Source organism: Streptomyces dryopteridis (assembly GCF_049606955.1).
In the GTDB taxonomy this organism is placed as follows: Bacteria; Actinomycetota; Actinomycetes; order Streptomycetales; family Streptomycetaceae; genus Streptomyces.
The window spans coordinates 3242553-3261347 of sequence record NZ_CP187113.1; the positions used below are offsets into that span (position 1 = coordinate 3242553).

Below are 18795 nucleotides of genomic sequence, written 5' to 3' on the forward strand. Positions count from 1 at the left end.
GGGGCTCCCGCGACCCTGGGCTTGGCCGAGTGCGGTCGGCGTCCGTCCACGGTCGAATCTACCTGCGGGACCCGTACGGGTCCGCCGGCGGGCCGGGGGAGGGCGCTCGTCGCCCCGGGCGTCTGCCCGGTTCCGGGTCGCCCGAAGCGCGTGACGGCGCACTGATCGACGGGCCCGCCCGGGGCTCACCCGTTCGGCTCAACCGAAGCCGGCCGGCGAGGATTCCCGGCCGGTCCGGGGCGGGTTCAGCGGGAGCCGTCGACCGTGCCCGGCGCGCCACCGTCGCCCTCCGCGGCGTCCTCCTCGTCCTCGTCCTCCCCGTCGTCGATGAGCACGGGGGAGCCGTGGTGGGACCACAGCCGCCAGCCCTCGGGTGTGCGCCGGAACACATTGGTGGCCACCACGAGCTGCCCGACCAGCGGGCCGAGGTCCTGGCCCTCCTCGGCCGGGCCGCCGCTGAGGATGTTCTCGGTGCACGTGACCACGGCCGTGTCCGCTATCACCGAGACCTTCACGTCGGTGAGGAAGAACTGGATGTACTCGGTGTGGGACATGATCAGCGCGTAGCTGCGCAGCACCTCGCCGCGCCCGGTCAGCGCGGGCCAGCCGGGGTGGACGCAGGAGATCTCGTCGTCCAGCCACAGCGCTCCCAGCCGGTCGAGGTCCCCCTCCTCCAGGGCCCCGTAGAAGGCCGTGTTCGTCTCCTCGACCGCCTCGATGTCCGTTCCGTTCACCGGTTCACCGTGATCTTCCCGCTCCCGCGCCGTGCCTCGGCGCCCGTCACCAAGCCCCTTCCACGGCGCGGGCCACCCGAACCGCGTCCGCGCTCGCCCGTACCTCGTGCACGCGCACCGCCCAGGCGCCGGCGGCGGCCGCGAGGGCCGAGACGGCGGCGGTGGCGGCGTCGCGTTCGCGGGCCGGCGGGGGCGCGGCGGCCTCGGAGCCGGCGAGCACGCGGCCCAGGAAGCGCTTGCGGGAGGCGGCCACGAGCAGCGGGAAGCCCAGGGCGCGCAGCTCGGGCAGCCGGGCCACGAGGGCCAGGTCGTGCTCGGCGTTCTTCGCGAAGCCCAGGCCCGGGTCGACCACGAGGCGGTCGGGGCAGACGCCGCCGGCGACGACGGCGTCGATCCGGCGGCGTAGTTCGTCGGTGACCTCGCCGAGCACGTCGGCGTAGACGGCGCGGGCGTTCATGTCCTCGCTGAAGCCGCGCCAGTGCATCACGACGAAGGGCACGCCCGCCTCGGCGACGGCGGGGATCATGCCGGGGTCGGCCAGGCCCCCGCTGACGTCGTTGACGAGCAGCGCCCCGGCCTCGACGGCGCGGGCGGCGACCTCGGCGCGCATCGTGTCCACGGACACGGCGACCCCCTCGGCGGCCAGCCGGCGCACCACGGGCACCACTCGGCGCAGCTCTTCCTCGGCGTCCACGCGGGTGGCGCCGGGCCGGGTGGACTCGCCGCCCACGTCCACGAGGTCCGCGCCGGCGGCCACGAGGTCCAGGCCGCGTTTGACGGCCGTCTCGGTGTCGAACCAGCGCCCGCCGTCGGAGAAGGAGTCGGGGGTGACGTTGACGACGCCCATGACCGCGCAGCGGTCGAGGTCCGGCAGGCCGGCCACGAGGCCGCGGGGGAGCGGGCGGGACGGGTGGGGGGTGCTCATGGATCCAGGGTAGGTCGCGTGTTCGGCGCCGGGCACGGCCGAGGCCCCGCGCCCGCGCCGGTCTCGGCGGGGTGCGGGGCCTCGGGCGGTGCGTCGGGGCGTGTGTCGGGGAGGGTCAGGCGGCGCGGACGGTGGCCTGGTCGGCGCCGGTGGTCAGCGGCCGCATGTCGTGATCGTGGTCGTGGGCGCAGACGCGGCGCTTGCGCGGGCCGCGCCGGCTCTCGAAGAGCCGGGGCAGGGCGAGGGTGACGAAGCCCTCGGCCTGCATCGCGGCGAAGCCGATGCGGGGCAGGTCGCGGGTGGTGCGGAAGACCACGAAGCGGGGCTCCCAGCGGGGCCGGAACTTGGCGTTGAACTTGTACAGGGACTCGATCTGGAACCAGCGGGAGAGGAACACCAGCAGGCCGCGCCAGGCCCGCAGGAAGGGGCCGGCGCCGATCTTCTCGCCGCGCGCGAGGGCGGAGCGGAACATCGCGAAGTTCAGCGAGACCTTCTCGACCTTGAGCTCGGGGCAGGCGCCGAGGGCGGCCACGATGAGCAGCTCGTTCATGCCGGGGTCGGCGGCGCGGTCGCGGCGCATCAGGTCCAGGGACATGCCGTCGGGGCCCCAGGGCACGAAGTGCAGCACGGCCTTGAGGTCGCCGTAGGCGCCGGTGTCGCCCTCCTCGGCGCGGTGGGCGGTGGCGATCACGCAGTCGGTGTCGCCGGGGTCGCCGACGCGGCCCAGCGCCATGGAGAAGCCGCGTTCGGTGTCGGTGCCGCGCCAGGCGTCGGCGGCGGCGCGGACGTGCTCCAGCTCCAGCTCGGTCAGCTCGGAGACCCGGCGGACCTTGGTGGTGTAGCCGTTGCGTTCGATCCGCTTGACCATCTGGCGGACGTTGCGCATCGGGCGGCCGGCGAGGGAGAAGTCCTTGACGTCGACGATGGCCTCGTCGCCCAGTTCCAGGGCGTCCAGGCCGGTCTCGCGGGTCCAGACCTCGCCGCCGGTCTCGGAGCAGCCCATGACGGCCGGGGTCCAGGAGTGGGCCTTGGCCTCGGTCATGAACCGTTCGATGGCGCCGGGCCATGCCTCGACGTCGCCGATCGGGTCGCCGGAGGCCAGCATCACGCCGGAGACCACCCGGTAGGTGACGGCCGCCTTGCCGCTGGGGGAGAAGACGACGGCCTTGTCGCGGCGGAGCGCGAAGTGGCCCAGCGAGTCGCGGCCGCCGTGCCGCTCCAGCAGCTCGCGCAGCTTGGCCTCGTCGTCCTCGGTGAGCCGGGCGGCCGGGTGCTCGGGGCGGAAGGCCAGGTAGATGGTGGTGAGCGCGGTGAGCATGCCGAGGGCGCCGAGGGAGTAGCCGACGGTCCAGGAGGCCCGTCCGGCGTAGTCCACGGGGCCCTCGAAGCCGAACAGGCCGTAGATCACGTGCACGACCTGGTCGGCGATGCCGGGGTCGCCGACCACCTTGCGCGGGTGGGCGTTGACGATGACCAGGCCGATGCCGATGGAGCCGGCGCTCATCAGCACGAAGTTGGTCAGCGCCTTCCAGCGGCTGCGGGGGTCGGGCAGGGCCTTGAATTCACCCTGATGGCGCAACAGCAGGAAGAGGAGCCAGCCGGAGATCAGCGTGGTGACGATCGTGCCCGGCGTGAGGTGTCGGTTGAGGAGCTGCGCCACGACGCCGGCGGGCAGGAGCACGACGGCGGCCCGGAAGGCACGGCGCTTGCGGCGCTTGAGCCCGTGGGCCAGGAGCAGCAGGAGGACGCCGGCGCTGACGGAGAGGGCGGCGGCGAAGGGGCCGAGGGCGCCCGGGAGCACCTCGGCGATGGAGTGCACGCGACTGCGGCGGAAGGCCGGCACGATCCCCGCGACGAGGTTGACCAGGCCGACGAAGGTGACGGCGGACCCCACGACCGAGGGCACGGCCTCGGGGCGGGGGCCGCGGAGGATTCGGCGCACTGTGCTCGGAACCTGTCCGGACTTATCGGCATCTATCCTGCTGGACATCGCTTCCCGTTGCTCCGCGAGAGATCATGTGGCCGGATGGCCTTGAGGGCCACCGGAGTGTGCGTCCCCTAGGACGACGAGCGGGGCCGGCGGGTTCACTCGTGGTCCGGAAAAATTCGACCTGCCATCAGAAAGACGACTGACTGCTCATGGGCCTCACCAGTACCACCGTTCTGATCCTGGCGATCGTCGCCGGTGTCGCGCTGTTCGGCGTCACCGTGTGGGCGTGGCCCCGCCTGGCCGGTCGGGGCGTCCGCGCGGTGCTGGGCCGGATCGGCCTGCTCCTCGCCACCCAGATCGCCCTGTTCTCGGCGGTGGGCCTGGCCGCGAACAAGTCCTTCCTGTTCTACGGGTCCTGGGCGGACCTGTTCGGCCAGGAGACCTCCATGGGCAAGGTCGTCGACCACTCCATGAGCAGCAAGGACATCAAGGTCGTCGACAAGCAGCACCTCGACGTGCCGGGCGGCAAGAAGCCGCAGGTCGGCGGGCAGATCCTGAAGGTCGCGATAACGGGCGAGAAGTCCCGGATAGAGTCCCCCGGCTACGTGTACCTGCCGCCGGAGTACTTCCAGCCCGAGCACAAGGACGCGAACTTCCCGGCGTCCATCGTGCTGACCGGCTACCCGGGCACCGCCGAGAACCTGATCAAAGGGCTGAACTACCCGATGACGGCCTTCAAGCAGGCCAAGGCCGGGAAGATGAAGCCGATGATCCTGGTCATGCTGCGGCCGACGGTGGCGCCGCCGCGCGACACCGAGTGCGTGGACATACCCGGTGGCCCGCAGACCGAGACCTTCTTCGGGCACGACCTGCCGCGCGCCGTGCGGACCACCTTCCGGGTCGGCGACAAGCCCGCGAACATGGCCTTCGTCGGCAACTCGACCGGCGGCTACTGCGCGCTGAAGATCGCCGCGCACTACCCGCAGACCTTCGGGGCGGGCGTGGGCCTGTCGGCGTACTACGAGGCGCCGAACGACGCGACCACCGGCGACCTGTTCATGGGCGACAAGAAGCTCAAGGACCGGGCGGACGTGCTGAAGTCGATCGACGCGAAGAAGCCGTCCGGCACCTCGTTCCTCGTGACCAGCAGCGAGGTCGGCGAGCCGAACCTGGACGGGACGAAGGAGTTCGTCAAGCGGGTGAAGTCCCCGGACCGCGCCTCGTCGATCATCCTCGACAGCGGCGGCCACAACTTCAACACCTGGCGCCGGGAGATCCCCCCGATGCTGGAGTGGCTCAGCGGGCGCATGAGCGCGTAGCGCGGAGCGCGACGACGGGCGACGGACGTCGGACCACGGGGACGGGCCCGGTGCGGGAGGCACCGGGCCCGTCCCCGTGCGCGGGGGTCAGCTCGCGCGGCGCAGGGCGCCGTGCACGCCCGCCGGGGTGAGGGTGCCCGCGGGGCGTTCGCCGGCCGGGTCGAGGACCGTGATTCGGCCGGATTCCTCGCCGAGCAGCGCCGTCAGCGCCGCCTTCAGGGTGTCCCCGATCCGGATCGTGCCGGGGGCGGCGGGGGCGGCGGGGTCGGCGAGCGGGTCGAGGTCGGCGGAGGTGAGGGTGGTGACGGCGAGCCGGCGCAGCTCGCGGTCGGCGCCCACGAACCGGGCCACGCGCTCGTTGGCGGGGGCGTCCAGGATCGCGGCCGGCCGGTCGAGCTGCTCGATGGTGCCGGGCCCGTACACGGCGATCCGGTCGCCGAGCCGGATGGCCTCGTCCAGGTCGTGGGTGACGAGCAGCACCGTCTTGCCCAGGGTGCGCTGGAGGTCGCGGAACTCGTTCTGGAGGTGCTCGCGGACCACCGGGTCCACCGCGCCGAAGGGCTCGTCCATGAGCAGCACCGGCGGGTCGGCGGCCAGCGCCCGGGCCACCCCGACCCGCTGCCGCTGACCGCCGGAGAGTTGGTCGGGGCGGCGGGAGCCGTACTCGGCGGGGTCGAGGCCGACCAGTTCGAGCAGCTCGGCGGCCCGCGCCAGGGCCTTGTCCTTGGGGGTGCCCAACAGCCGGGGCACGGTCGCGGTGTTCTCCAGCACGGTCTTGTGCGGGAAGAGGCCCACGTGCTGGATCACGTAGCCGATGCGCCGGCGCAGTTCGACGGGGTCGGCGTCGGCGATGTCCTCGCCGTTGAGGGTGATCCGCCCGGAGGTGGGGTCCACCAGCCGGTTGACCATCTTCATGGTGGTGGTCTTGCCGCAGCCCGAAGGGCCGACCAGCGTGAGCAGTTCGCCCTCCGCGACGGTGAAGTCGAGGCCGCTGACGGCGGTGGTGCCGTCGGGGTAGCGCTTGGTCACCTGCTCGAATCCGATCACCGGGACATCCTCTCTCACTGCCGTCGTCCATTTGTGAACGACGTGTTGCCCCCATGCGAAAGATTCCGGCCACTGTCGCACGCGGGGGTTATGGTCGCTCAGGCGCGTGTGCCACGCCGCGCCCGGGGTACGCGGGCGAGAACGCACGCGAACGACGACGGGGGGTGAGACATGGCGACGGCGAATTGCCTGGTGGCGAACGACTGGGTGTGTCCGGAGTACCTCACTTCACGGGCCCAGGAACTCACGGACGCCACGATCGAGCATGTCTGGATCACGACGGTTTCGGTTCTGATCGGCGTGATCATCTCGATCCCGCTGGCCCTGCTGGCCCGCCGCGGCCGCCGCTGGGCCGCGCCCGTGCTCGGCGTGACCACCTTGCTCTACACCGTGCCCTCCCTCGCCATGTTCTCGCTGCTGCTGCCGCTGTTCGGGCTCTCGGCCGCGCTCGTGGTGACCGGGCTCGTGCTCTACTCCCTGACCATCCTGGTCCGCAACACCCTGGCCGGGTTGGCCGGGGTGCCCGAGGAGGTCCGCGAGGCCGCCGTCGGCATGGGCTACGGCCCCGGCCGGCTGCTGTGGCAGGTCGAACTGCCGCTCGCGCTGCCCGCGATCCTCGCCGGGGTGCGGATCGCGACGGTCTCCACCGTCGCCCTGACCACCGTCGGCTCCATCGTCGGCAAGGGGGGCCTGGGCAACCTCATCGCCCCGGCCGTCACCAGCTCCTTCAAGGCGCAGGTGCTGACCGCCTCCGTGCTGTGCGTGCTGCTCGCGCTCGTCGCCGACCTGCTCCTGCTCGGCCTGCAACGGCTGCTGACCCCGTGGACCCGGGATACGGCGAAGGCCCCCGGCGGACCCGCCGGCGCGGCCCCCGCCCCCGCCCCCGTCCCGGAAGGAGTCTGACGATGTCCGCCGGAATCCTCGGGGACACCTGGACCTGGCTCACCGACCCCGCCCACTGGAGCGGGGACGCCGGGGTCTGGCACCGGCTCGGCGAGCACGTCTGGGTCAGCGGCCTGGCCCTGGCCATCGCCTGCGCGCTGGCCCTGCCGCTGGGCCTGTGGCTCGGACACCTCGGCAAGGGCGGCACCCTCGCCGTGAACGTCTCCAACGTGGGCCGGGCCGTCCCGGTCTTCGCCGTCCTCGCCCTCTTCTCCGTCAGCCCGCTGCGCAACGCCGGGTACACCCCGACGGTGGTCGCGCTCGTGCTGTTCGCGATCCCGCCGCTGCTCACCAACGCGTACGTGGGCATGCGGGAGGTGGACCGGGCCGTGGTCGAGGCCGCGCGCGGCATGGGCATGTCCGGCGGGCAGCTGTTCCGCTCGGTCGAGCTGCCGCTGGCCCGGCCGCTGCTGATGACGGGTCTGCGCTCGGCCGCCGTCCAGGTCATCGCCACCGCGACCATCGCCGCGATGGTCGGCCAGGGCGGGCTCGGCCGGATCATCACCGCCGGGTTCGGCACGTACGACACCGCCCAGGTGGTGGCGGGGGCGCTGTTGGTGGCCCTGCTGGCGCTGGTGGTCGAGGGCGTGCTGGTGGCGGCCGACCGACTGACCCGCTGACCCTCGCCCCCGTGCCGCCCGAGGCCCCCGTCTTCCGATTCGTCCTGCCCCCGCGTCACCGTGACGCGCTCACCCTCCAACGGAGCCATTCCATGCGCATCTCCAAGCCCACCCGCCTCCTGGGCGCCTCCCTCGGCGCCCTCGCCCTGACCGTCTCGCTGACCGCCTGCGGGGGCGACAGCCTGGAGAAGACCAAGGACGGCGGGGCCGCGGCCTCCACCGGCACCGGCTCCGGCGGCGGGGACAAGGGCAAGCTGGTGATCGGCGCGGCCGGGTTCACCGAGTCCAACGTGCTGGCCGAGCTGTACGCGGGCGTCCTGCGCAAGGCCGGGTACGGCACCTCCATCACCACCGTCAGCAACCGCGAGCTGTACGAACCGGCCTTGGAGAAGGGCGAGATCGACGTCGTCCCCGAGTACGCCGCCACCCTCGCCGAGTTCCTCAACGCCAAGGTCAACGGCCCCAAGGCGCCCGAGGAGAAGCCGGTGGCCTCCTCCGACGCCAAGGCCACCACCGAGGCCCTCGGCAAGCTCGCCGCCCCGCGCGGGCTGAAGGTGCTCGCGGTCGGCGAGGCCGTGGACCAGAACGCCTTCGCGGTCAGCAAGGAGTTCGCGGCCAAGAACAACCTCAAGACCCTCTCCGACCTCGGCAAGTCCGGGCTGAAGGTGAAGATCGCGGCCGGCGACGAATGCGCCGTGCGCCCGTTCTGCGCCCCCGGCCTGACCAAGACCTACGGGGTCAAGGTCGACGGGATCGACCCCAAGGGCGTGGGCACCCCGGCCGCCAAGCAGGCCGTCAAGGACGGGGTGGACCAGCTCGTGCTGACCACCACCACCGATGCCACCCTCGACACCTTCGGGCTGGTGCTGCTGGAGGACGACAAGAAGCTCCAGAACGCCGACAACGTGCTGCCCGTCGTGAACGCCAAGGACGCCGGCGCCCCCGAGATCGCCGCCGCCCTCGACGCGTTGACGAAGAAGCTCACCACCGCCGACCTCGTGGAGCTCAACCGCAAGGTGGACGCCGAACGCGCCAAGCCGGCCGACGTGGCCGCCGCCTGGCTGAAGGAGAAGGGGCTCGTCTCCGGCTGAACCGGGGCGTTCTGACGGGGCGCCGGAGGCGCGCGACACGCCGGGCGGTCGGGATCGGGGAACCGGTCCGGGCCGCCCGTGCCGCGGAGCGGAACGCCCAACACGCGGACTTCGGGTCCCCGTTACGCGTTCGTGGTGAGACCGTAGGACAATCGCCAGGGCGCGGATCGGCGCGTGGCGGCCCCAGCGGGCGCCTACGCACTGTAAATTTCAGGCCATGCCCCGTGGACGCCACCGCAACCCAGAACCCCTGCACCGGCTGCTGACCCCGGCCGTCGTCGCCGTCGTGTCGATCGCGGGCGCCGGCGCCGCGTGGCTGGTCACCGATCTCCTCGTGGTGAGACTGCTGGTCGCCGCCACGGCCGGGGTCGGCGTCACCGGCTCCCTGCTGATGCGGGCCTGGGACCGCGCGGCCGGCCGCAAGGTCGCCGAACTCGCCCGCGAACGCGCCAAGGACGAGTGGCGCACCGAGGAACGCCTCGCCGAGCTGGAGTCCGAGCTGGAGGAGGCGCGGGCACTGCGCGTCAAGCTCGACGCGAAGCTCCGCGCCAAGCGCGTCGAGATCGCCGGCCTGCGCGGCGAGCACGCGGCCCTCCTCCGCCGCTACGCCACCGCCGAAACGGAACGCGCCGGGGCGCTGGAGGCACAGCGGCTGCTCGCGCGCGCCGCCGCCGACGCGGACGCCGACGCCGACTCGGACGGCGGCTCCGGCGGCCCCGACGGCCCCGGTGGCGGCCGGATCCCGGAGACCGAGGAGCGCACCGCCGAGGGCGCCCCCACCCCGGTCGGCTACGCCCGGGCCAACGCGGCCCTCGGCGCCCTCCTGAACCGCGCCCTCGTCGAACCCGCGCGGGCCCCGCACCCCGAGCCCGTGCCCGAGCCCACCCGGGAGCCCGAGCCGACCCCGGAGCCGATCGCGACCGTCCCGGCCCAGACCCCGGCCCAGACCCCGGTCCGGGACCAGGCCGCGGCCCAAGCCCAGACCCCGGTCCAGGCCCCGGCCCAGGCCCAGGCTCAGGCGCCGGCCCCGGTCCCGCCGCGTCCGGTGCCCGGTTTCTTCACTCCGGCCGTCCCGGCCGGCCCGGCGCCCGTCGCGCCCGCGCACAACCGGCTGCCCGCCCTCCCGCCGCTGGCCGAACAGGCCCGTCTGGCGGAGACCGGCGCGGTGACCGAGACCGAGACCCGCCCCGAGACCCCCGAGACCCCCGCACCCGTCCCGGCGACCCCGGCCGTCCCGGCACCCGCGCGGGCGGTCGTACCGGCCGGCGGGGTCACCCCGTACCCCGCCGCCGAGGCCGGTCCCGGCCGGCGCAGCGCCTCCCGGGTCGAGGGCGGCTTCGACTTCTTCGGCACGAAGACCGGCGAGTCGGCGCGCGCCGCCATCGAGGCCGTGCAGAACGAGGACCTCGCGGACGTGGTCGGGGCCGAGGCCCTGGCCGCGCACAAGGCCGAGGTGCCCGGCGAGCCCAGCTTCAAGCCCCTCACCCCGGAGGCCCGCGCCGTCGGCCAGGTCATCGACCTCACGGCCCACGACGAGACGGAACCCATCGACGTGGTCCGCCTGCGCACCGCGATCAGCTAGCGCGCGCCCGGGCAGCCCGAACGCCCCCGTCGTCCCTTCGCACGCCGCGGGGGGACCGGCGGGGGCGTTCGCGCGTACGGGGGCGGGGTCAGAACAGGGGCAACTGCCCCGGGGTCGGCGGGAAGGCGTACCCGTCGAGGGTGGGGGCGCTCGACCCGAGCGAGACCCGGGCCCGCGAGCCCGGGCAGGACACGAGCCCGGCGCGCGAGCCGGCGGGCGGATCGTGCCGGGCCACCCGCCCGGCGGTCACGGCACAGTCCCGCCCGCAGACGGGGCAGGCACGACGCGGAGAAACGGACATGCCCGAAGTCTGCCGCCCGCCACGGACACCCACACCCGCGGGCTACTTGTCGATGTCGCCGACCACGAAGAAGAGGGAGCCGAGGATCGAGACCATGTCCGCGACCAACTGGCCCGGCAGGAGGACGGCCAGGGCCTGGATGTTGTTGTACGAGGCGCTGCGGAGCTTGAGCCGGTACGGGGTCTTCTCGCCCTTGGAGACCAGGTAGTAGCCGTTGACCCCGAGCGGGTTCTCCGTCCAGGCGTAGGTGTGGCCCTCGGGGGCCTTGAGCACCTTCGGGAGCCGCTGGTTGATCGGGCCGGGCGGCAGCTCGGCGAGCCGGTCGAGGCAGGCGAGGGCCAGGTCCAGGGAGTTGTGGGTCTGCTCCAGCAGGCACTCGAAGCGGGCCAGGCAGTCGCCCTCGGTACGGGTGACCACGTTCAGGACCTCCGCCAGCGCCGGGTCCCCGTACGCCAGGTACGGCTCGTCGCGGCGCAGGTCGAAGTCCACCCCGGAGGCGCGGGCGATCGGGCCGGAGACCCCGTACGCGTGCACGGCCTCGGCGCTCAGCACGCCGATGCCCCGGGTACGGCCCCGGAAGATCTCGTTGCCGTGCACCAGCCGGTCGTACACGTCCATCCGGCCCCGGACCTGCTCGACGGCGGCGCGGGCCCGACCGGTCCAGCCGGCCGGCAGGTCCTCCTTGAGGCCGCCGACCCGGTTGAACATGTAGTGCATCCGCCCGCCCGAGACCTCCTCCATCACGGCCTGGAGGTCCTCGCGCTCGCGGAAGGCGTGGAAGATCGGCGTGATGCCGCCCAGTTCCAGGGGGTAGGAGCCGAGGAACATCAGGTGGTTGAGGACCCGGTTCAGCTCGGCCAGCAGCGTGCGCAGCCAGACGGCGCGCTCGGGGACCTCCATCCCCAGCATCCGCTCCACCGCCATCACGACGCCGAGCTCGTTGGAGAACGCCGACAGCCAGTCGTGCCGGTTGGCCAGCATGACGATCTGCCGGTAGTCGCGGGCCTCGAAGAGTTTCTCCGCGCCCCGGTGCATGTAGCCGACGACCGGGTCGGCGCTGACGATGCGTTCGCCGTCGAGGACGAGGCGCAGCCGCAGCACGCCGTGGGTCGAGGGGTGCTGGGGGCCGATGTTGAGCACCATGTCGGTGCTCTCCGCCGCGCCGCCGATGCCGACCGTGGTCTCCGTCATGGGCACCATTCTCGCAAGCCTAGGCTGACCGCATGGATACGGGCGCGGCGCGGGATGTCGGAACGGCGGACGGGGCGGACACCGCCCCCGGCGAGGGGGAGTGGCACACCCTGCCGGCGGGGCTGTTGAGGCTCAGACGGTTGCTGCTGGTGCTGTGGGTGGGGCCGGTCGCGGTGGCGAGCACCCTGGTGCTCGCGCTGACCCTCGGGCCGGCGTGGTGGGCGCTGGGCGCGCTGTGGGCGGCGCTGCTCGCGTGGTGGTGGGTGCTGATGGGCCGCAACTGGCGGTCCTGGCGGTACCGGGAGAGGTCCGAGGACCTGGTGATCGAGCACGGCGCGCTGTGGTGGACGCAGACGGTGGTGCCGTACGGGCGGATGCAGCTGGTGGAGGTGACCTCCGGGCCGTTGGGCCGCCGGTACGGGCTGGCCTCGGTGCAACTGCACACGGCGGCGGCGGCCACCGACGCCGAGATCCCCGGCTTGGACCCGGCCGAGGCGGAACGGCTGCGGGACCGGCTCACGGAGCTGGGCGAGGCCAGGTCGGCCGGGCTGTGAGCGATACCGAGCACGCCGAGCCGGAGGCCGTGGAGCGGCGGCTGCATCCCGTGACCCCGTTCCGGCGCGCCTGGGTGCCGCTCGCCGCGCTGATCGGCGGCGGCTTCAAGGAGGTGGAGCGGATCGAGGAGTGGGTGCGCGACCTCCAGGTCGGCTGGCTGGCGGGGGCGGTCCTCGCCCTGGTGGCCGTCTTCGGCACCTACGGCTTCCTGAGCTGGAGGTTCACCTGGTACGTGGTGACCGGCGGGGAGCTGCGCATCCGCACCGGGCTGCTGTTCCGGCGCACCGCGCACATCCGCCTCGACCGGCTTCAGGCGGTGGACGTGACCCGGCCGCTGCTGGGCCGGCTGGTCGGCGTGGCCGCGCTGCGGATGGACGTGATCGGCACCGAGGAGAAGGACGAGCTGGCCTTCCTCGGCGAGGCCGACGCGGTGGCCCTGCGCGCGGAGCTGCTGGCCCGCGCGGCCGGGTTCACGGCGGAGCGGGCGGCGACCGTGGGCGAGGCGCCCGGGCGGGAGCTGCTGCGGGTGAGCCCGCGCGAGGTGGTGCTGTCGATCGTTCTGAACCTGGGGGTGTGGACGGCGGTGCCCGCGGCCCTGGCCGGGGCGGCGTTCGTGTGGTGGTTCACGGGGAGCGCGTGGGCCACGTTCGGCATCGCCTTCCCCTTCCTCGCCTCCCTGTGGAAGGGCACCCTGGGCCGGCTGCTCGCCGAATGGGACTGGACGGTCGCCGAGTCCCCCGACGGGCTGCGCGTGGACCACGGCCTGCTGGACAAGGAGCACGAGACGGTGCCGCCGGGCCGGGTGCAGGCGATCCGGCTGGTCGAGCCCTTCCTGTGGCGCCGGCGCGGACTGGTGCGGGTGGAGTTGGACGTGGCCGGGTCGAAGAACGACGTGCTGGTCCCGGTCGCGCCCTGGCCCCGGGCCCGGGTGGCGATAGCGCGGATCCTGCCCGGGGTGGACGTGGACGCGCTGGAGTTCGCCCCCGCGCCCCGTTCGGCGCGCTGGGTGAACCCGCTGTGGTGGCGCGGGCAGGGGCTCGCGGTCACCGACGAGGTCTTCGCCTCGCGCCGGGGCCTGGTCTGCCGGCGCACGGCCGTGGTGCCGCACGCGAAGGCGCAGAGCGTGCGGCTGACCCGCGGGCCGTGGCAGCGGGTGCACGGGGTCGCGGACGTGACGGTGGACACCGGGGCCAACACGAGCGTGACGGCGGCCCTGCGGGAGCTGGGTTCGGCCCGCGAACTGACCTGGGCGCAGGCCGACCGCGCGCGGCTCTCGCGGGCCCGGGCGGCGCCGGACCGGTGGATGACGGGCGGGCCGGCCGCGGCCCCGGCCCCGGCCGGTGACGGGTCGGGCGAGGGGGCCGGGGAATCCGTGCGGTAGTGGTGCCCGGCGGACGGGAACCGCGGGTCGGGCGGTGTGCGTCGACAGACGTGCGCGCGCCCTCACGGGGGTGGGGCGCGCACGGGAACGGGGCACCCCGCCGGTCGGGCGGGGTGCCCCGTTCGTCGCTCGTCCGCGCGGTGCCGGTCGGTCAGCGGCCGGTGCCGGGGCCGGGGTTGCCGCCGGCGCGGACCAGGCCCGTCTCGTAGGCGAGGACCACGACCTGGACCCGGTCGCGCAGGTCCAGCTTGGTCAGGATGCGGCCCACGTGCGTCTTGACGGTGGCCTCGGAGAGCACGAGCCGGGCCGCGATCTCCCCGTTGGAGAGCCCCTGGGCCACCAGCAGCATGACCTCCCGCTCCCGCTCCGTGAGCCGCTCCAGGTCCTTGTTGGAGGGCTCGTCGGCGCCGGCGGGCAGCATCGGCGCGAACCGGTCCAGCAGTCGGCGGGTGGTGGACGGGGCCACGACGGCGTCCCCGCTGTGCACCGAGCGGATCGCGGCCAGCAGTTCGCCGGGCGGCACGTCCTTGAGCATGAACCCGCTCGCGCCCGCCTTGAGGCCGGAGAACGCGTACTCGTCGAGGTCGAAGGTGGTCAGGATGATCACCTTGGGGTGTTCGGGCTGTTCGCAGATCCGGCGGGTCGCCTCCACCCCGTCCAGGCGCGGCATGCGGACGTCCATCAGGACCACGTCCACCTTCGTGGCCCGCAGCACCTCCAGCGCCTCCAGGCCGTCGCCGGCCTCCGCGACCACCTCCATGTCCGGCTGGGCGGCGAGCACCATCCGGAAGCCGGTGCGCAGCAGCACCTGATCGTCGACGAGCATCACTCTGATGGACATGCCTCTGACCGACCTCACTTCTTCTTCAGCGGGAGCAGCGCACTGATCCGGAAGCCGCCACCCGGCCGCGGCCCCGCGTCCAGGGTGCCTCCGACCATACCCACCCGTTCGCGCATCCCGATCAGGCCGTGGCCGGCGCCGTCGGCGCCGCCGTCCTCGTACATCTCCTGGGGGGCGCCCCGGCCGTCGTCCTCGATGATCAGGCCGAGGCCGTCGTCGAAGTAGACGAGGCGGACGGAGGCCCCGGCGTCGGGTCCGGCGTGCTTGCGGGTGTTGGTGAGGGCCTCCTGCACGATCCGGTACGCGGTGAGCTCCACCCCGCTGGGCAGTCGGCGGGGGGCGCCCTCGATCGCGAAGTCCACGGTCAGGCCGGCCTGCCGGACCTGTTCGACCAGCACCTCGATCTGTTCCACGTCGGGCTGCGGCACGTACTCCTCGCCGCCCTCCGGTTCCCCGGTGCGCAGCACGCCGAGCAGCCGGCGCATCTCGGCGAGGGCCTGCCGGCCGGTGCCGGAGATGGTGCCGAGGGCCTCCTTGGCGAGTTCGGGGGCGGTGTCCATGACGTAGGCGGCGCCGTCGGCCTGGACCACCATCACGGACACGTTGTGGGCGACCACGTCGTGCAGCTCGCGGGCGATCCGGGCGCGTTCGGCGGCGACGGCCACCTTGGCCTGGGCCTCGCGCTCCTTCTCCAGCCGTTGGTTGCGCTCCACGAGCTGGGCGTAATAGGCCCGGCGGGTGCGCAGGGAGTCGCCCATCACCCAGGCGAGGGCGAAGGGGACCATCAGGAAGCCGGTGAAGAAGGTGGCCTCCACCCAGTCGAAGTTCGGGCCCTTGTCCCAGCCGAAGCGCAGGGCGTACAGGGGGGCGGCGGACAGGGCGAGGCCGAGGGCGAGCCGGGACATCCGGCGCGAGACGTCGAGGCCGCCGGCCGCGGCCACCGTGAACACCAGCGAGAGCATGGTGAAGTCGGCGAAGAACGCGGTGATCCCGAAGACGAGCTGGTACACCCCGACGCCGACGGCGAGCCAGAACATGCCCAGGGTGTGCTTGCGGCGCAGGGCCTGGGCGAGGCCGAGGGCCAGCGCGGCGGGCACGGCGAGCAGCTTGCCGGTGAGCCCGTACGGGGCGCCCCCGGCGATCTGGAGCAGCGTCATGCCGACGAGGACGACAGCCCAGAAGGTGTCGACGCCCGTCGGGTGTCTGCGGAGGAAATCGTAGAGACGCTGCACGTGACCCAGCGTAGGCACCGGGGGTGCCCGGGGGAGTCAGCCACAGGGGCGATCCGGGTGAGCGGGGCGTACTCCCCAAGGTGGAGGGGAGTGCGGGACCCACGGGGCCATCGGGCCGTCCACCGGTCCGCCGCGGGTCGCGCCGGGCCCGCGCACACGCCCTAACCTGGCCCGATGAGCGCGGAGCGGTGGCGGACGGCGATGGAGCGGGCCCTGTACGGACCCGGGGGTTTCTGGATCCGGCCGGACGGGCCTGGTCCGGCCGGTCACTTCCGCACCTCCGTGCACGCCTCCCCGCTGTTCGCGGGCGCGGTGGCCCGGCTGCTGGAGTGGGTGGACGAGGCCCTCGGGCGACCCGGGGAGCTGGACTTCGTGGACCTCGCGGCCGGTCGGGGCGAGCTGGCCCTGGGCGTGGCGGACGCGGTGCCCGGGGAGCTGGCCGCGCGGCTGCGGGTGTGGGCGGTGGAGCGGGCCCCGCGGCCGGCGGGCCTGGACCCGAGGGTGCGGTGGGCGGCGGAGCCGCCGGCGGGCGCGGTGGGGCTGCTGTTCGCGAACGAGTGGCTCGACAACGTGCCGCTGGACCTGGCCGAGGAGGACCGGTACGTGCTGGTGGACCCGGCCGGGGCGGAGAGCGCGGGCGGGCCCCTGGACGCCGGGGACCTGGCCTGGCGGGAGCGCTGGTGGCCCGACGGGTCCCGGGTGGAGCTGGGCGGGTCGCGGGACCGGGCCTGGGCCGGGGCGGTGGCCTCGGTGGCCGCCGGGCTGGCGGTGGCGGTGGACTACGGGCACGTGCGGGAGGCGCGGCCGGAGTGGGGGACGCTGACGGGGTTCCGGGAGGGCCGTGAGGTGGCCCCGGTGCCCGACGGGAGCTGTGACGTGACGGCGCACGTGGCCCTCGACTCCTGCGCGGCGGCGGCCGGCGGCGGGAGCCTGCTCACGCAGCGGGAGGCCCTGCGGGCGCTCGGGGTGAGCGGGGGGCGTCCGCCGCTGGCGCTGGCCGGCACGGACCCGGCCGGGTACGTGCGGGCGCTGGCGCGGGCCGGGGAGGCGGCGGAGCTGACGGCGCGCGGCGGCCTGGGGGAGTTCGGGTGGCTGGTGTGCCCGGTGGGCGGGATCGGACATCCGTTCCCGGGGCCTGCGGTCTTCCCGACGGGCTGACCCGGGCGGGACGCGCGCGTGCGGTGCCCGCCTGTTTCACGTGAAACGTCGCGGCCCTGTTTCACGTGAAACGTCGCGTGGGCTGTCCGCCTGTTTCACGTGAAACACCGCGCACGCGCGTGAGGGGCCGAGCCCTCGGACAGGCCCGGCCCCCCACTGCGTCGCGATGGACGGGTCGTCGCCCACCGCGTCACTTGTCAGTGATCATCCGCCTTCGGCCCCCCGGGATCAAGAGGGAACCGGAAGGACGGCTACTTCTCGACCTCGTGGTCGTGACCCTCGTGCAGACCGCCGCCGCCGTTGCCGCCGTTGCTGGGCTGCGAGACGACCGGCTTGCCCAGGGGGGCCAGGTCGTGGGCGTAGTGGCCGACCGCGTCCGCGATCACGTCCACGTTGATGTCCAGGGCCTTCTGGTCGATGTTGGTGATGTCGTCACCCTTGGCGTGGTAGTTCTTGTCGAAGGCCACACCGGCCTGGCCGCCGAACTTCGCGGCCTGCGCGGCCGACTTGATCTCCTCGGCGCCGGTGAAGGTGCCGCCGGCCGGGATGCCGTTCTCGATGAACGGGCCGTAGTCGGAGCGACCGCTGAAGTCCGTGCCCTCGTGCGGGATCTTCTTCGAGTCGAGGAAGTCGGTGATCCCCTTCTCGATCTGGGCGGAGCCCTCCGGGCCGGGGCCCGCGCCCACGCCGTCCGAGTCGTCGCCGTCGTAGACGAAGTACGCGGCGTTCGGCGAGGCGATCATGTCGAAGTTCAGGTAGAGCTTGATCTGCTTCTTCTGCTCCTCGGTCAGCCCGGCGACGTACGCCTCGGAGCCGAGCAGGCCGAACTCCTCGGCCGACCACCAGGCGAACTTGACCTTGTTCTTGACCTTGGTCTGGCTGCTCGCCAGGCGCTGGGCGACCTGGAGGATGCCGGCCGAGCCGGAGCCGTTGTCGTTGATGCCGGGGCCGGCCGCGACGGAGTCGAGGTGGGCGCCGAGGAAGACGGTGTTGTTCGCGTCGCCGCCGCGGGTCTCCGCGATCACGTTGTAGGTCTTGCGGTTCTCGCGCAGCTCGCGGATGTCGAGGGTGACGTTCACCGGGCCGGCGGCGGCGTCGGCGGCCAGCTTCTCGCCGTCCTCCTGGGTCAGGCCGCCGGTGGGGACCTTGCCCACGGTCGGGTCGCCGAGGGTGCCGTTCAGGGCGCCCGCGGTGTTGTTGTAGACGATCGCGCCGACCGCGCCCGCGTCCGCCGCCACCTGCTGCTTCTGCGCGAAGGTGCAGCCGCCGCGCTTGATCAGCGCGATCTTGCCGGTGACCGGGGCGTTCGCGTAGTCGCCGGCCTCGCAGCCCGTGGTGCCGTCCGCGTCCACCGGGGCCACGCCGATCTGCGCCGTCACACCGCCGGCCGGGCCGCTCTTGGTGTACGTCATGAGCTTGATCGGGATGTCACGCCCGTTGGTGCCGTTGACCTTCAGCTTCTCGGCGATGGTCTCGACGTAGACGAAGTCGAACTCGTTGCGCTGCACCTTGTAGCCGGCGGCGCGCAGCACGGCCTCGACGTAGAGCGCGGACTGCTGGTGGCCCTTGGAGCCGGCGACGCGGTTGCCCTTGTTGTAGTCCGCGATGGCCTGGAACACCTTGAGGTGGTTGAAGGCCCCCTTGCCCGTGGACTCCTTGACCAGCTTGCGGGCCAGGGCGTCGGCGCGGGCGGCGTCGCTCTGCGGGCTCGTCGCGCCGGCGGGACCGGCGAGCAGCAGCGGAGAGGCGATCGCGGCCACGGCGAACGCGGCGGTGGTGGCGACTATGCGTCGTCGGCGTGCGGACATGGAGGCCCCTTCAAAGGCAAACGGACGGCAAAGGTGTGACGTGTGGACGGCACGTTAGGCATCCGAAGGTCACTCTGACCAGAGTTTTCGCCGATTTCGGTTTATGAATTCCGTATATCGGTACGACGAATCGCCCGA

17 protein-coding genes are annotated in these 18795 nt (G+C 73.3%); 8 read left to right on the forward strand and 9 right to left on the reverse strand.

Features of this window, described 5'->3' with window-relative positions; translation table 11 throughout:
- Positions 1-245 precede the first annotated feature (245 nt).
- The 3 genes from ACN20G_RS13845 to ACN20G_RS13855 all read right to left on the reverse strand — a co-directional run bounded on the left by ACN20G_RS13845 (position 246) and on the right by ACN20G_RS13855 (position 3649).
- Positions 246-734, reverse strand: coding sequence for a nuclear transport factor 2 family protein (locus ACN20G_RS13845; RefSeq protein ID WP_424213079.1), 489 nt, complete (start codon positions 732-734; stop codon positions 246-248).
- A 46-nt stretch (positions 735-780) separates the two neighbouring features.
- Positions 781-1659, reverse strand: a complete 879-nt coding sequence (folP, locus tag ACN20G_RS13850) for a dihydropteroate synthase (protein ID WP_424213080.1) — start codon at positions 1657-1659, stop codon at positions 781-783.
- Positions 1660-1774: 115 nt separating this feature from the next.
- Positions 1775-3649 carry a phosphatidylglycerol lysyltransferase domain-containing protein gene (locus tag ACN20G_RS13855; RefSeq protein WP_424213081.1) on the reverse strand — a complete coding sequence of 625 codons (1875 nt, stop codon included), beginning with the start codon at positions 3647-3649 and terminating at the stop codon, positions 1775-1777.
- 149 nt (positions 3650-3798) lie between these two features.
- On the opposite strand from ACN20G_RS13855, the gene ACN20G_RS13860 reads away from it, so the two are divergent.
- Positions 3799-4908 (forward strand): alpha/beta hydrolase, encoded by a 1110-nt coding sequence (locus tag ACN20G_RS13860; RefSeq protein WP_424213082.1) that lies wholly within the window; start codon positions 3799-3801, stop codon positions 4906-4908.
- A gap of 87 nt (positions 4909-4995) precedes the next feature.
- Here ACN20G_RS13860 and ACN20G_RS13865 read toward each other — a convergent pair whose 3' ends face one another.
- Complete coding sequence (locus tag ACN20G_RS13865) at positions 4996-5955, reverse strand: ABC transporter ATP-binding protein (RefSeq protein ID WP_424213083.1); 960 nt, start codon at positions 5953-5955, stop codon at positions 4996-4998.
- A 171-nt stretch (positions 5956-6126) separates the two neighbouring features.
- Between ACN20G_RS13865 and ACN20G_RS13870 the strand changes: the two genes are divergently transcribed.
- The 4 genes from ACN20G_RS13870 (at position 6127) to ACN20G_RS13885 (ending at position 10190) form a co-directional block, all read left to right on the forward strand.
- Positions 6127-6858, forward strand: a complete 732-nt coding sequence (locus ACN20G_RS13870; protein WP_424213084.1) for an ABC transporter permease — start codon at positions 6127-6129, stop codon at positions 6856-6858.
- Between the two features lie 2 nt (positions 6859-6860).
- Complete coding sequence (locus ACN20G_RS13875; RefSeq protein ID WP_424213085.1) at positions 6861-7517, forward strand: ABC transporter permease; 657 nt, start codon at positions 6861-6863, stop codon at positions 7515-7517.
- A 92-nt stretch (positions 7518-7609) separates the two neighbouring features.
- Positions 7610-8608 carry an ABC transporter substrate-binding protein gene (locus tag ACN20G_RS13880; RefSeq protein ID WP_424213086.1) on the forward strand — a complete coding sequence of 333 codons (999 nt, stop codon included), beginning with the start codon at positions 7610-7612 and terminating at the stop codon, positions 8606-8608.
- A 217-nt stretch (positions 8609-8825) separates the two neighbouring features.
- On the forward strand, positions 8826-10190 hold the full coding sequence (locus ACN20G_RS13885; RefSeq protein ID WP_424213087.1) for a hypothetical protein: 1365 nt from the start codon (positions 8826-8828) through the stop codon (positions 10188-10190).
- Positions 10191-10278: 88 nt separating this feature from the next.
- Here ACN20G_RS13885 and ACN20G_RS13890 read toward each other — a convergent pair whose 3' ends face one another.
- Together ACN20G_RS13890 and ACN20G_RS13895 are read right to left on the reverse strand one after the other, a co-directional pair.
- Positions 10279-10491 (reverse strand): hypothetical protein, encoded by a 213-nt coding sequence (locus ACN20G_RS13890; protein WP_424213088.1) that lies wholly within the window; start codon positions 10489-10491, stop codon positions 10279-10281.
- Positions 10492-10533: 42 nt separating this feature from the next.
- Positions 10534-11682 (reverse strand): NADH-quinone oxidoreductase subunit D, encoded by a 1149-nt coding sequence (locus ACN20G_RS13895; protein ID WP_424213089.1) that lies wholly within the window; start codon positions 11680-11682, stop codon positions 10534-10536.
- Positions 11683-11714: 32 nt separating this feature from the next.
- On the opposite strand from ACN20G_RS13895, the gene ACN20G_RS13900 reads away from it, so the two are divergent.
- Both ACN20G_RS13900 and ACN20G_RS13905 read left to right on the forward strand, forming a co-directional pair.
- Positions 11715-12236, forward strand: a complete 522-nt coding sequence (locus tag ACN20G_RS13900; protein ID WP_424213090.1) for a PH domain-containing protein — start codon at positions 11715-11717, stop codon at positions 12234-12236.
- Positions 12233-13618, forward strand: coding sequence for a PH domain-containing protein (locus ACN20G_RS13905; protein ID WP_424213091.1), 1386 nt, complete (start codon positions 12233-12235; stop codon positions 13616-13618). The genes ACN20G_RS13900 and ACN20G_RS13905 overlap by 4 nt, the downstream gene beginning before the upstream one ends.
- Positions 13619-13769: 151 nt before the next feature.
- On the opposite strand, the gene ACN20G_RS13910 is transcribed toward ACN20G_RS13905, so the two are convergent.
- Positions 13770-14459: a response regulator gene (locus ACN20G_RS13910; RefSeq protein ID WP_424213092.1), complete on the reverse strand. Its 690-nt coding sequence runs from the start codon at positions 14457-14459 to the stop codon at positions 13770-13772.
- A gap of 14 nt (positions 14460-14473) precedes the next feature.
- Positions 14474-15691 carry a sensor histidine kinase gene (locus ACN20G_RS13915; RefSeq protein ID WP_424213093.1) on the reverse strand — a complete coding sequence of 406 codons (1218 nt, stop codon included), beginning with the start codon at positions 15689-15691 and terminating at the stop codon, positions 14474-14476.
- A gap of 174 nt (positions 15692-15865) precedes the next feature.
- Between ACN20G_RS13915 and ACN20G_RS13920 the strand changes: the two genes are divergently transcribed.
- Positions 15866-16849, forward strand: coding sequence for an SAM-dependent methyltransferase (locus tag ACN20G_RS13920; protein WP_424213094.1), 984 nt, complete (start codon positions 15866-15868; stop codon positions 16847-16849).
- 251 nt (positions 16850-17100) lie between these two features.
- On the opposite strand, the gene ACN20G_RS13925 is transcribed toward ACN20G_RS13920, so the two are convergent.
- On the reverse strand, positions 17101-18657 hold the full coding sequence (locus tag ACN20G_RS13925) for a M28 family metallopeptidase (protein ID WP_424213095.1): 1557 nt from the start codon (positions 18655-18657) through the stop codon (positions 17101-17103).
- Positions 18658-18795 lie beyond the last annotated feature (138 nt).